Source organism: Chitinophaga skermanii (genome assembly GCF_003259335.1).
Lineage (GTDB): Bacteria > Bacteroidota > Bacteroidia > Chitinophagales > Chitinophagaceae > Chitinophaga > Chitinophaga skermanii.
Genome location: NZ_QLLL01000003.1, coordinates 97,076 through 110,972, shown reverse-complemented (window position 1 = coordinate 110,972; position 13,897 = coordinate 97,076). Strand labels below are relative to the sequence as shown.

9 protein-coding genes are annotated in these 13,897 nt (G+C 42.5%); 5 read left to right on the top strand and 4 right to left on the bottom strand.

Annotated elements, in window-relative coordinates; genetic code table 11:
- The 3 genes from LX64_RS08140 to LX64_RS08130 form a co-directional block, all read right to left on the bottom strand.
- Positions 1-2,478, bottom strand: a complete 2,478-nt coding sequence (locus tag LX64_RS08140) for a TonB-dependent receptor (protein ID WP_148707243.1) — start codon at positions 2,476-2,478, stop codon at positions 1-3.
- A gap of 847 nt (positions 2,479-3,325) precedes the next feature.
- Entirely contained in the window at positions 3,326-3,949 is a 624-nt protein-coding gene (locus LX64_RS08135; RefSeq protein ID WP_111597149.1) for a response regulator transcription factor, read from the bottom strand.
- Between the two features lie 59 nt (positions 3,950-4,008).
- On the bottom strand, positions 4,009-6,993 hold the full coding sequence (locus LX64_RS08130) for a two-component regulator propeller domain-containing protein (RefSeq protein ID WP_111597148.1): 2,985 nt from the start codon (positions 6,991-6,993) through the stop codon (positions 4,009-4,011).
- 141 nt (positions 6,994-7,134) lie between these two features.
- On the opposite strand from LX64_RS08130, the gene LX64_RS08125 reads away from it, so the two are divergent.
- From LX64_RS08125 to LX64_RS08110, 4 genes are all read left to right on the top strand, one after another.
- Complete coding sequence (locus LX64_RS08125) at positions 7,135-8,754, top strand: Na+/H+ antiporter (protein WP_111597147.1); 1,620 nt, start codon at positions 7,135-7,137, stop codon at positions 8,752-8,754.
- 123 nt (positions 8,755-8,877) lie between these two features.
- Complete coding sequence (locus tag LX64_RS08120) at positions 8,878-9,621, top strand: SDR family oxidoreductase (RefSeq protein ID WP_111597146.1); 744 nt, start codon at positions 8,878-8,880, stop codon at positions 9,619-9,621.
- Between the two features lie 36 nt (positions 9,622-9,657).
- Positions 9,658-9,975, top strand: a complete 318-nt coding sequence (locus LX64_RS08115) for a hypothetical protein (RefSeq protein ID WP_111597145.1) — start codon at positions 9,658-9,660, stop codon at positions 9,973-9,975.
- Between the two features lie 39 nt (positions 9,976-10,014).
- On the top strand, positions 10,015-10,749 hold the full coding sequence (locus tag LX64_RS08110) for a M17 family peptidase N-terminal domain-containing protein (RefSeq protein WP_158538577.1): 735 nt from the start codon (positions 10,015-10,017) through the stop codon (positions 10,747-10,749).
- Here LX64_RS08110 and LX64_RS08105 read toward each other — a convergent pair.
- A complete protein-coding gene (locus LX64_RS08105; RefSeq protein WP_245952589.1) occupies positions 10,724-11,107 on the bottom strand; it encodes a DUF3574 domain-containing protein in 384 nt (127 codons plus the stop codon). The genes LX64_RS08110 and LX64_RS08105 overlap by 26 nt on opposite strands.
- Positions 11,108-11,388: 281 nt before the next feature.
- Between LX64_RS08105 and LX64_RS08100 the strand changes: the two genes are divergently transcribed.
- Positions 11,389-13,866 carry an InlB B-repeat-containing protein gene (locus LX64_RS08100; RefSeq protein WP_111597142.1) on the top strand — a complete coding sequence of 826 codons (2,478 nt, stop codon included), beginning with the start codon at positions 11,389-11,391 and terminating at the stop codon, positions 13,864-13,866.
- Positions 13,867-13,897 lie beyond the last annotated feature (31 nt).

The following is a 13,897-nucleotide window of genomic DNA, read 5'->3' as shown; positions in this document are numbered from 1 at the left end:
TTATTTCATCAAGTAATGCAATGATAATTCTGTTCTGAAGTTGCCATACAAGTAGTTCATTTGGCTATTTTCCAAGTCATCGCGTAGATCAACGCTTGCTTGGAAGCTCCAACGTTTCAATACTTGCACGCCTACATGTTGGCGAACACCGATTTGTTTCACCACTTCCTTGTTTTCGAGGTAAGTGAATGCTGTGCCGCAGAACAATTTCTTCAACAAAGTATAATTATACCCTGCTTCTGCTGTTAGCAAGTTGCCATACACAGCTGCATCGCGCATATCGCGGTTATAGAAAACGTTGGCCGAGATGGTATTGCCTTTCTTACCTACCATGAAAATTTGGGTGGTATTGAATTGCAAGAACTCGCTTTCAATGGGGTGCAATTGCGTGATATAGTCTAAACGCTGTATGCCGATCGTAGTGAAGTTTGAGAAGCTCTTACTTGCCAACCTGCCATTCCATTGTGAAGTAAGACTTGCCTTACGGTTTACAAAGGAGGTGGAATTGCGTGTTGGTTGTTGGTCTTCTAAGGTTGTTTGGTTCAAGCGCATACCCAAAGTGTATTTGCGACTGAATTTGTATTTCGCATCCACACCCACCCCAATACTTTGCCAACGGGCTGAGTTGATCGCGGATTGGGCCATGTTACGAATATCAACACGCGCACTTACCATCCCTTTGTTGCCATCGAAGTATTTGCGAACATTACCACCGTACATGGTCATACCTTTACGAGCATACGGGTTACCAGGATTGTTATACCCCATACCGCTGTATCCTACATAGGCACTTTGCTGAATATTGGCACCGGAAATTTCACCGGTATAACGTAGGTTGAAAGAGGACGTCATCCAGAAATCGTCGAAGAAACGTCCCATCGCGGCTTTCGTTACATTACTATGATCATTCGCCGATGATGTAGGTGATGCGAAGTTGGAGTTCGACTTGGTGAACTCAGCATTCAACATCCCACCCTTCCCTAGCGACCATTGCGTTTGTGCACCGGCCATAAAGATATTCTGTGGAATGTTGGTGGTAGCAAATTCTCCCCTGTTATTTTGCTTGCTATTGGCGTTCATCACCGATAAGCTCACATAATCCTTTTTACCTGTTCCCCTACCTACACGCAAGAACTGCATACCATAAGTACCCGGTTGAATCGATTGGCGGAAGCCTAAAGTGCGGTAATCGATATCTTGCCTACGGCCTAAAGCCATATGCACGAAAGTATTACTGGTAGCATATTTACCCGAAACGCCGCTGATAAATACATCTTGCATAGTACCGGCAGAAGAAGACACGGCGATATTGCCGGCTTCTAATGTATGTACATTGAGCAAGAATGTTTGTACCCCGCTTAATGGCAACAATTCGCGGGAGAGTTTCGGTTTATTGATATCGCTTTCTACGTAGAAGCGAAGGTAGTTTTGAGTAGCATCCGATTCGGCGAGCATAGCAGCTACTTGCGCGCTGGTGCCGATAGATTTTTTAAGATCGAGTAAAGCTGTGTAATAGCGTTCTTTTGTAGCGTAAGGAATGAGGTTGCTATTGGTAACGATCACGTCGTCTTGCATTTCTTTCGAATCGGGGTTCATTTTCTTACCATCATAGTAATAGCCTTTCAGCAAACCGGGTGAGAAAATCATGTGGTGTAATTGTACACTATCGAGGAAATACAATTGTTCGTAAGTAAGCAGTGAGCGGAGCTGTTTCGCTTGCGGCGCAAATTCCGGCTGCTGTAGGATCCCTTGCAAACGTACATCAACAAACTGGCGTAAGGCTTCCCTGTAATTGATATCTGCTAAGAAATATTTTTCGAGGTTATACGTATGGTTCAGTTGTTCATTTACATTATTCAAATAAGCTTGACGATCAAAGGAAAACTTAATCAGCCCAGCATTCATTGATGCGTTGCGGTAAGGATCTTGGCCACCGAGATTGGCGTAATTGATGTTGATAGGAATACCACTGATCGTAAGTTGATCGTTGAATCGAACGCGGTGCCATAAGCCGTAATTCATGCTCAATGTATCGCCGGTAGCGAGATCGATTTGAAAGGCGTGCACATCGTTCTTAAACCTTGGCGCTAGCTCCAGGCTTTTCCGTGGCATATTGGAGTTGTTGAGGGCATAGTATCTACGGAGACTTTGATCTACATAGTTTTCTGCTTGTACAGGTACTCTCGAGTTAGCTTTCGTCACACTATTCAATAACATGAAGCGGTAGAAATCGGCTTGTGCGGAATCTTCTAGGCCTTTGATGAACGAACCATTGTAGTTCGACGTTTTTATACCGGCTAAGAATTTCTTTTCACCTGCATGTTGCTGAATAGAATCCAAAACGACCTGGCGAAGCACACCCTTGATGGTCATTTGACCAGGCGGTGTGATCGTATGTTGTGCATTTGCTTGCGTCGAGAGGAAAGTCCCGAGCAAACAGCCACACATCATGCGCACTAAGTTTTTGCAATACTGCATATCGTTTCGTTTCATAGACTAGGGGAAAATCAATTAGACTATTGCCTTCACCGTTTCAACCAGGCAAAAACAATAGCCAATGGCTGTTACCAGCCAAAAATTTATAAAGATTACTGCTTAAAAATTCTATTGAATTATTTGCGCATACGCACCGGAACCAACTGGGTACGTGTTGCGATACCGAATTGGTTAGGCCACAACTGTTGTAATGTTGACACGAAGGAATTGAGTAATTGCATCATAATCAAATAGGTTATAGGATTTTAGTTAATTTTTTACTGTCCACTTGCATGGGGTATTTATTGCTTATCCTTTTTGGTTGCATATAAATATTTTACAATACTACTAACATATTATGAAATTTGCAAATAATATTTACTGTAGCGGGTTTGCTCATCCATGATTAGCCATGCTTAATGTATTGATTAACTTTTGTTTGGGGTATGGTAGTGATTCGAATTTATTTCTTTCAAATTGTCACTTTCTTTACTCTCTAAAGCAATTAGCGATTAGAAAAGCGAAAAGCGCTTCACTACGAGTAAAATGAACCCGTTTTAACGTGTATTTGAATGACACATTTAGCAAGTATTCAAATAGAGTGGTTCATGTTGATACTACAATGAAAAAAACCTGCGTTTGCACGCAGGTTAAAGTCTTACACGAATATGGCTGTGGGTCATAATAGTTATAGTATAACGATAGGTTATAGGGTTAGTAGGATGGTATACCATCAGCACATCGCATAACAAACCTGTTAGGTTAAATGGATGGGCAATAATAAGGTTTGGGGGTAATGAGTGTAAAGTAACGGGATTAGCGCATGTTTTTCAATCCCTACTTTGGGGGGCTACTTTTTATACTTGCCCGTGATAAGGGCGTGGCGACTGTTTACTTGTAGTTTTTGGTAGATGTTTTTAATGTGGGACTTGACTGTTTCTAGGGAGATATTTAAACGAATGGCCACCTCTTTATTGGTGAGGCCTTCTTCGATCGCTTGGAGAACTTGGGCTTCGCGGGGGGTAATATTTTCGGTGATGTCGTTGGTGGTTTTTGGGTTAAAGTAGGCCACTACTTTGCGGGCGATGCTGGGCGACATGGGGGCATCCCCTTCTTGCAATGATAAGATGGCGCGTTTGATTTTGAGTAACGGGGTTTGTTTCAATAAATAGCCGGTAGCACCTGCACAGAGGGCTTGGAAAATTTTATCGGGATCGTCGTAAACAGTGAGCATCATCACTTGGCAGCGAGGGCTTCGTTGTTTTATGAGGGGAATACCTTTAATGCCTGACACCCCAGGTAGGCCTATATCCGATAGCACTACATTGAGTTCAGTATCATCTTCCCATTGCTGCAAAAATTCATCAACGGAGCCGGCATGCAACATGCATTTAAAGCCGGGTTGATCGTTGAAAAAATCGGCAAGGGCGCGGCGTACGCCTGGATCATCTTCTATTAAACCGAGTTGAATCATATTATGCAAAGATGCGTTTGAATTCTATTTTTTACGCTCACCTTTTAGGGGGATCGTGTTTAGAAAGGGGCTGATAATTTTACGATGAATACTTGACCATTGGCATCTACACGTAGGTCGCCTTTCATTTTTGCGGCACGGATTTGCATGTATTGCAAGCCTTGGCCTCCTTGGTAATTCTTCATTTTTTGATGTGTTGCATCGTAGTTGTTTTGTACGCTTAATTGGATATGATCGCAGAATTGTAGCGTTATTTTAATCGGGCACCCCGTACTATACCGCGCGGCGTTGTTAATGGCTTCTTTGAAAATGAGGAAGAAGTTCTGGCGCGTAGCTTGACTTAATTCACGGTTTTCAAAGTTACCTGCTATTTCTAGGGTGCAGTCTGTTTCTAGTTCATCTTGTAAGTTAGTGACGTAGTCGCGTAAGCGGGCTACTAGGTCGTGGGCAGTATCGAAGCGAGCGTCGATCGACCATACGAGGTCGCTCATAAGCCCGAGCGCATCTTTACTAGCGGAAGCTATTTGTTGGAACGAGGCTTTATCATTGCTACGCATACTGAACAAATCGGCTTGGAAGTAAATACGCGTGAGTGTACTGCCGACTTCGTCGTGGAGGTCGCCGGCTATTTGTGTTCGCAGCTTTTGTTCTTTCTTCATTTGCTTAACGCGGTAGCGGAAAACGAGGAAAGCAATAAGTGGGATACATAGTACACAGGCTAGTCGGAACCACCAAGTGTCGTAGAAGTTCGGGAGTATATGTAGTGGCATTGCTGCCAGGATATGAAAAATGTTTTCACCGGGAAGGCTGGTGGCTACTTGCAGGTTGTAATACCCTGGTTGAATTCCAGCAAAACTAATTTCGCGGTAGCGACCTATTTCTTGCCATGAATCTGTTTCGTGTAAACGGTAGTAAAAGGTTTGTTGTGCTAGGGCATCGTCGATACTTCCAAAACGGATAGAAAAGTACCTGGTACCAGCGGGTACTTCCAATTGTTGTAAAGGTTGGTAGGGTAAATTATCTAACTGCTGTAAACCATGGCTGTTGCCTAAGATAAAGCTAGTGAAGCTAAAGTTTGTTTGTTGTTTACTGGCGCGGTATTGCTGTAGATCATTTACATTAAACGAGGTGATACCATTAATGGTACCTAGATACACGATATTACCATATGTGAAAGTAGCACTATGATTGAATTCATTCGAGGGTAAATGGTCGATTGTATAGTAATTCTTTTCGCGTTGGTTTTGTAGGTTCAAGGCCGTTAATCCTAGGTTCGTTCCTATAAAAACATTGACCCCTACTTGGCTAAAGGAGAATGCAGCATTACCTGCTAAGCCATTACTCGTATTCTTTTCACGCATCAATTCAAGCCTTTCATTCAATACTAACAATCCCCGTCCATTCGTTCCTAACCAATACTCCTGCCCTACTTTACGGATGAAATAAATGCTGAGCATACTATATCCGCCAGGCATATGCATTAGCAATTGCTCCAGCCTTCCATTTTCTGTATCATATACAAATGCTCCTTCCATGGAAGAGAAAAACCTGAGCCTGCCTGAAGCATAAATATCGAATACACGGCTGCGATTAAGTGGTTTACCAGCTGCACTTTGCCAAGGGATCGTAGCTTTGCCTGTGTATACATTCAGCAAACAAACGCCGAAATAAGAACCTACCCAAACTGTGCTATCAGATTCGCGGCAAAGACTTACCGTGAAATCGTTCAAGGCACCAGATTGATATAGTGCTTGGGTGGTATCTATTGCCAGCTTCGTGACTTTATCCGTGCGGGTATCTAACCATTGTAAGCCATCACCTTCGGTGGCTAATAGTAAGCGGTTATCATCCCAACGCAGCATCGAGTACACGAATTTGTTCATGATGATGGTGCGTTCACTTGTTTCGAGGTTGTATTGTAAGAACCCATCACGGTAAGAGCCTAAGTAAAGTTTATTCGCATTTACTTGGTAAATACTACGGATGCTTTGCAAATTGGTTTCGTTAATACTTCGTTCCAATATATTGCGGAAAGGAGAACGAGAGGCTTCCATAACCATAATACCGTTGGAAGAAGTAAGGTATGTTTTGCCGTCGGCAGAATAGGTAGTCATTACACGGTTGCGGGCGAAATTACCGGCTATATCCTCCATGAGAGGACCGAGTTGACGGGTTTTAACGTTGTAAGTGTAAACGCCTACACGGTTAGCCAAAATACCTACCAGTGTATCGTTGATGGGGATGAAATGATCGCGATTTTTATGCACCCCGGAATCTGCCTCCGTACCAACTTTAGCGAGGTGGCCAGATGGTATATGGAAGTGATATAAACCTGATTTCTCGGCAAAAAAGAGCACATCGCCAGAATTCGAGAAATAAACGGAGCGACTTATATTCCCCTTAATAGTGGGCATTTCGTACCAATCTTCTACCTTATAGTCTAACCCTTCTCCTTTTAAGCGTAATAATCTTCCACGTAAGAGTGCCCATAGTTCGCCGGGATATGGCATGAATACGCCGTTCAGAGATGCTTGTCCTTTCGAGGGTGTTTGCACTTTACTAAGATCCATCACCAACTTCAGTTCTCCTTTTTCTATCGTATATATCATGGCATCATCGGTACAGATATAGACTCTTCCTTTGGGATCTTCACAAATATCACGTACAAAGAGGCGGCGGGCATTCCCATTTTGATCAGGTAATAGAAAATGCTGGGTAGTCCAGCTGCGGAGGTCGAACTTTGTGATGCCGTTGGTGGTGCCTACCCATAATACATCGTCTTTACCTGGGAATAGCGTGGTGATGTTGTTATTAACGATATTGGGTTTGCTTACGAGATCGAAATGTAATACATGGTTACCATCGTACCTATTGAGGCCGTCGCTGGTAGAAAACCATAAAATACCTTTACGGTCGGCCACAGTTCGCTTGATATTCCCATCGCGTAGTGCAAGTGGCATATCAACATAACGGAACGAAAAGCCATTATTGGCATAGAGTATTTGCGGGAAAAGACAAATACAGAACAAGAAAAACCGGATCATTATTAGGTTACAATTACTATCAGCTACTGGACGAATAATGGTTGAAAGTACATTAAATGTTTAACAAATCCATATGAACGCTATCCGATAATGTTTTAAATTTACGGCAACACTTATTTTCTTCTTAATCAACTTGTTTTCATGCACGCAACCCTATTGCTTTGGGCATCATTGGTCCTAGTTATTCTTTTTTTAGTGATGTTCGCACGGAAGATCCATGTTAGCTACCCTATCGTATTGGTAATTGGTGGCTTATTATTGGGATTTGTGAAAGGTTTACCGGAAATCACCATCGACCCGGAACTCATCTTCGTAATTTTTCTACCACCCCTACTCTATGAAGCAGCATGGCAAACTTCGTGGAAAGACTTTTGGAAATGGCGCCGTGTGATCATGAGTTTTGCATTTATTATTGTCATATTTACGGCGGGGGCCGTTGGATTATTAGCATATCAATTAATCCCCGGGTTTACATTGGCATTGGGTTTCCTGTTAGGCGGCATCGTTTCTCCGCCTGATGCCGTATCGGCATCTTCCATCTTAAAAACCGTGAAGGTACCTCGACGGATGATTTCAATTTTGGAAGGAGAAAGCTTATTAAATGACGCGGCGAGTTTAATCATCTTTAAGTTTGCATTAGATGCTGTAAAAACGGGGGAATTTGTATGGCAAGAAGCCATTGTAAGCTTCTTCGTGGTCATCATATTCGGGGTATTGATTGGCTTAGCCATTGCCCTCATATTTTACGCTATTCATCGTTGGATGCCTACTACGCCGCAAGTTGATATTGTGTTAACGTTTGTAGCACCTTACCTCATGTATATCGTGGCCGAGCATTTCCATACATCGGGTGTATTAGCCGTGGTGAGTGGTGGATTATTTTTAGCAACGCGGCGTCATCAATTCTTGGATTATCGCAGTCGTATTCAAGGCGTGAATGTATGGGAGACCATTGGGTTTGTATTGAATGGCGTGGTTTTTATGCTAATTGGGTTAGAAATGCCGTTTATAGTGAAGCAGTTGGGAGACACGAGTATTGGAGATGCTATTGTATATGGATTGATTATTTCTTTGGCGTTGATCGTATTTAGGATGTTAAGTACGTTGGGTGCTTCGGTATTTACGGTATTTATCAGCCGGTACATTACTACTGCCGACAGTAAACCCGGCTGGCGCGGACCGGTTTTATTTGGTTGGACGGGTATGCGGGGTGTAGTATCCCTAGCTGCCGCTCTTTCCATTCCCCTACTGTTACCCAATAACGATGCCTTTCCGCAAAGAAGTTTAATCATCTTTATCACTTTCGTGGTCATCCTTGTTACTTTGGTTGTACAAGGGCTTACCCTACCTTCATTAGTGCGTTGGTTGAAAATGGAAGAAAGGGATTATACTTTATCAACCGAGCAGCAAGAAATTATTGTACAGAAGAAAATGGCGCATGTAGCCTTGAAACGATTGAAAGAAGAGCATGCAGAAGATATTGCAAAGAATGAATTGTTACAGAACCTAGAAAAGCAATTATCCATGGATACGCGGCTGTTAGGGGAATTACAGGAAGTGTGCGAAGAAGGAAATACAGCGCATACATTGTATTGCAACTTCCAGGAGGTGTATTTAGGATTGATTAATGAACAACGGCAGTTATTATTGCATTTAAACCGTAAAGCAGAATTTGAAGAACATATTATCCGGAAATTCCAAACACTCTTGGATATAGAGGAAGAAAAGCTGGATCTAACGTTCAGTGACAACGAGGAATAGTCAACCATTCCGTTATCCAACGGTTATACTAGGTATTGATATTAGAAAATTGCAAGCAGTTCTTTGAAACTTGCAATTTTTCCATTTGGGCAAGTACGAGATTTGTGGTACAAAACAACGAATATGGAACAACGACTTACTGGTAAAGTAATTATAGTAACGGGTGCTTCCCGGGGTATTGGTGCAAAAATAGCAGAGGAATTAGCGAGTGCAGGTGCGAAGATTGTTGTGAACTTTGCCGGCAACCAAGTGGAAGCCGACAAAACCGTGGCACACATTCAAGCCCAAGGAGGCGAAGCCATTGCATTAAAAGCAGATGTAAGTTCTACAGAACAAGTTAAAAACCTCTTTGATACAGCCATTGCTCATTATGGCAAAGTAGATGTATTGGTTAATAATGCCGGTATTATGATCAACAAATTGATTAAAGATACCACTGATGAAGACTTCGATCGCATCTTCAATATTAACGTGCGTGGTACTTTTAATACCATGCGAGAAGCCGCTACGCGTTTAGCAGATAATGGAACTGTCATTAATTTTTCAACCTCTGTAAACAGGATTATGTTGCCTACTTACGGCACATACGTGGCTACCAAAGCAGCAGTAGAACAGCTTACCCGGGTTTTCTCGAAGGAAGTAGGTGCAAGGGGAATTAATGTAAATTCTGTATCACCGGGCCCTACTAATACGGAGTTATTTACGAATGGTAAATCTGAAGAAACAATTCAACGATTAGCATCGTTATCGGCCTTCAACCGGATTGGCGAACCGAATGACATTGCCAAAGTTGTACGTTTTTTAGCAAGCGATGATGCCAAATGGATCAATGCACAGAACATAGGAGTTAACGGGGGTATGGCATAGTTTAAACTAAGTATGGGAAACAATTGTTAAATACCCATGCAGTACGACTTACTCAAAAATCCCGTTGTAGCGCAAGCCATTAAAGCCTTGCAGGCCGGTGATAAAACCCAATGGTTCGCACTTTTCAGTGAAGATGCTATATTATTCGATGATGGCAGGGAAGTGAACTTCCACACCTTTTTCGACAAAGCCATTGGCCATGAAAAGTTTACTCGGATTGATGATGTAAGTGATGATGGGCTGGAAGTTTATGGTCATTTTCATAGCGATACTTGGGGTAACTTCAATACATATTTCAAGTTCACCCTACACCCCACCGGTAAAATTATACGTTTAGATATTGGGCAAGCATGATAAATGCTTGCCTTTTTTGTTTACCCAAACAAAAACACCATGAAAACCTTTTGTTGTAGTCTACTCCTCGTATGTTACCTATCTGTACTTACCGCGCAAAAAGTAGCCAAACCTGGCGACCGTATTCTTTGGGGAACGATTAACGGTTTACGAATTGAAGGTGTTGTTGAAAGCCCCGCTTCTAATAGTACTACATTACAAGTGGCTTGCTTGTTTGAATATACTCCTAGTGATATTTATTCCCCTCCCGCTTTGCCAGAAGGTGAAAATGGGATGGTTCACCTCGATCAATCTCTTCATCACTTCATTACCCATATCAGGAAAAGCAAGCAATTCTTAGGACATCAAAATGAAACCTTACTACTTATTCCGCCGCCTAATACCATTCCTGCTAAATACTTGCTTCTTGTTGGTTTGGGTGACAGGGAATACTTCGATGCAGAAAAAATGTATAGTGTTGGTATTACTGCCGTTCGCGAGGCATGTAGGTTAGGTTTGCAAGAAGTGAGTATTGCCAGTGATGTGAAAGATGCCGGTATTGATTCGCCTACCGAAGCGGTTGCGAAAAACATAGCGGTAGGTAGCGTGATGGCATATCGAACACAGCAATATTTACATCACATGGGCATGTCGCCAAAGCCGAGTGTAAAAACAATTACTTTGTTAGCAGGACCCCAATTCTTCTATACGAGTGGACAAGGTATTCAAGCGGGTTTAGACAGTTTGAAATTATTACCACCACCTGCCACTACTGGGACACAAACTTCATTGTAATTTTTGCATTTACGCGTAATACTGCTTGTTGTGCAAACATTTTCATGTAAGCAGTTGCAATTGAGTCGAGCGCCTTGTTGCGCTTCGCTGATTTGGCGCCTACGAATGTAACTACCTTCGTTGGTTCAGCAATGGTTACTTGTGTTTTAGTGTCTTGCCATTTACCTACAGCATCGGATTCTGTGTAGCCTTCCGGGAAGAAGTGCGTGATAATACTATCGCTAAAATGTTGCCATTGCTCGTTACTTACTTGTCCTCCTGTTGGGATGTTTCGGCCAAAGTACAGATCTGTACGTTGCGTAGTAGCGCAAGATAAAAGTATTACTGAAGAGAAGACGAGTAGACAAACAATTTTCATAAGCATGGTTTATAAAATGTGAACATGTAACACATACGGAAAATGTAGAAACGCGGATGTGTAAACTATATTTATAAAAATAAAGCATTTACGGCTTAAAACATGTTAACCAAATCTACATTGTACTGCGCCGCTATTTACATCATGTACAATATACACACCAAACAAGCCCCCAATAAAGCTTACACGCAATCGTTCCCGGTTGCGATTGCGTAAATAATTCGGCTAAAAAACACGCAAGCGTTTTTGAAAACTTGTAGTTTTTCAAAAAATATCGCGTTATGAAAAATTATTTACTCGCTTTGCTGTGTATGCTGTTTTTCGGTTTTACGCAAGCACAATCCACTATTTATGTTTCTCCTACTGGAAGCGCCAGTAACCCGGGCACTTCTATCTCCGCTCCTACTACCTTGGAAAATGCCATTGCAACGGTAACTGCAGGTGGCACTATTTACATGCGTGGCGGCACATACAGCTATAGTACCACCATTGTTATTGCCGATAACAATAATGGAACTTCCAGCGCCAACAAGCGTATTATGGCGTATAACGGGGAAGTTCCTGTATTAGATTTTTCCGGCCAAGCAACAGCAGATAGTAACCGTGGGCTGGTACTAGATGGTGATTACTGGTACATCTATGGTATTACATTTAAGGGTGCAGGTGATAACGGGATGTTGTTAGCTGGGAATAACAATACGGTAGAGAAATGTATCTTTTCGAATAACCGGGATACGGGCCTGCAATTGAGTCGTTACAAAACAACGAATACGACATTAGGCAGTTGGCCATCCAATAACTTAATCCTGAATTGTGAGGCCTTTGATAACCGCGATCCTGGCAATGAAAATGCCGATGGTTTTGCAGCGAAGCTTACTTGTGGTACCGGCAATGTATTTCGTGGTTGTATTGCTCACCATAATATCGATGATGGCTGGGATTTTTATGCGAAAGATGATACGGGTCCTATTGGCGTGGTAACGTTAGAAAACTGCGTGGCGTACAGTAATGGTTCACTTACAACGGGAGGCACCTCCGGAAGTGGTGATAAAAATGGCTTTAAATTGGGAGGTTCGGGTATTGCTGTTAACCACATTGTACGTAGATGCGTGGCTTTTAGCAATGGCCATCATGGTTTCACCGATAACAACAACCCGGGCAACATTGAAGTGTCGAATAACACGAGTTACAACAATGCTGAATCGAATTACAACTTTAGAACAGGAAGTACGGCAACCTTTAGGAATAACATATCATTGAATGCGGGAGCGAGTGATAAATCGAATGGTACGGAAGTAGGTAATAGTAATGTGTGGTGGAAGAATAATGTGAGTACCAATAGTGGTAGCTTGGTTATTAGCGCTGCGGATTTTATTACAGTTACGCCTAGTGTTACAAAAAATAGTGATGGTAGCCCCAACTTAGGCAACTTCCTAGCACTTGCCAGTGGTAGCGACATGATTAACGCGGGCGTAACAGCACCTGGTATAACTTATAATGGTAGTGCACCAGATTTAGGTGCGCGCGAATCAAACGGCACGGCTCCGTTATCATACACCTTAACAACTACGTCAACCCCATCAGCAGGTGGCAGCATTGCACGTACACCTAATGCAAGTACTTATACAGCAGGTACTACAGTAACGCTTGTAGCAACAGCCGCTACGGGATATACTTTTACAGGATGGACAGGCAGTAGTACTTCAACTAATGCCACTATTACTGTAACGATGGATGCCAATAAATCTTTAACCGCCAATTTCACAACAAATACTTCTACATCATACACCTTAACAACCACCGCTTCGCCAAGTGCGGGTGGCAGTATTACACGTAGTCCAAATGCAGCTACCTATGCAGCTGGAACAGTAGTAACTTTAACAGCTACTCCGAGTAGCGGGTATACGTTTAGTAATTGGAGTGGAGCAATAAGTAGTACATCGCCTATTACAACAGTTACCATCAACGCCAACACAAGTGTAACAGCTAATTTCAATGCAACCTCTACAGGAGGTGGTAACACTTTGCGCATTGATGATGATGCTAGTACAGCGAATGGTTATTGTGGAGCCGATGGTAGTCGGCAAAACAGTTATACTGGGGCAGATGGTGGTTATTACATCAATTTAAGCAACTCGGCTAGTAAAGGAGTGAACTACAGCGTAAATGCGCCTACTGCAGGTACCTATAGTTTGAAATGGCGGTATGCAAATGGAGGGTCGAGTGTATCAACAACCGCGCGTGTATTAGTAAATGGCAGTACTGTTGTAAGTAATATTCAGTTCCCAGTAACAACAAATTGGAATACCTGGAACACAACAGCTACTGTAAATGTAACATTGGTAGCCGGTGTAAATACAATTCGATTAGAAACTACGGAAGCGAAAGAATTTGCCAATATCGACTGGATGGAAGTAACAGGCAATGCCCCAACAGCAGCAGCTTGTTCAGGCAGTGCAAGAATGGCGGCCGCTACTTCAACACAAGAATACGTTGATGTGAAATCTAACATATTGCAAGTGTTCCCAAATCCAGTACATAGTCAAGCAACGGTACGTTTCTACAACCCAGCCCAGGGTAAAGTAGTAATAGGATTATATGATATGCAAGGCAGCTTGGTTAAAACGGTGGTTAACCGCGACTTCCCGCAGGGTGAACATCAAGTTACAGTAGATTGCAGCACTTTGGTAACTGCTACTTACTTAATAAGAATCGATGCACAACAGTTCAAATCTGGTGTAAAATTGATGAAACAATAATTAATACTTGCTACATACAAAAGCCTGTTCT

What these genes read in the sequence shown, in the direction of transcription:
- LX64_RS08140 (WP_148707243.1), bottom strand. Translation starts at nt 2,478, where the DNA reads ATGCAGTATTGCAAAAACTTAGTGCGCATGATGTGTGGCTGTTTGCTC.
- LX64_RS08135 (WP_111597149.1), bottom strand. Translation starts at nt 3,949, where the DNA reads ATGATTCAACTCGGTTTAATAGAAGATGATCCAGGCGTACGCCGCGCC.
- LX64_RS08130 (WP_111597148.1), bottom strand. Translation starts at nt 6,993, where the DNA reads ATGATCCGGTTTTTCTTGTTCTGTATTTGTCTTTTCCCGCAAATACTC.
- LX64_RS08125 (WP_111597147.1), top strand. Translation starts at nt 7,135, where the DNA reads ATGCACGCAACCCTATTGCTTTGGGCATCATTGGTCCTAGTTATTCTT.
- LX64_RS08120 (WP_111597146.1), top strand. Translation starts at nt 8,878, where the DNA reads ATGGAACAACGACTTACTGGTAAAGTAATTATAGTAACGGGTGCTTCC.
- LX64_RS08115 (WP_111597145.1), top strand. Translation starts at nt 9,658, where the DNA reads ATGCAGTACGACTTACTCAAAAATCCCGTTGTAGCGCAAGCCATTAAA.
- LX64_RS08110 (WP_158538577.1), top strand. Translation starts at nt 10,015, where the DNA reads ATGAAAACCTTTTGTTGTAGTCTACTCCTCGTATGTTACCTATCTGTA.
- LX64_RS08105 (WP_245952589.1), bottom strand. Translation starts at nt 11,107, where the DNA reads ATGAAAATTGTTTGTCTACTCGTCTTCTCTTCAGTAATACTTTTATCT.
- LX64_RS08100 (WP_111597142.1), top strand. Translation starts at nt 11,389, where the DNA reads ATGAAAAATTATTTACTCGCTTTGCTGTGTATGCTGTTTTTCGGTTTT.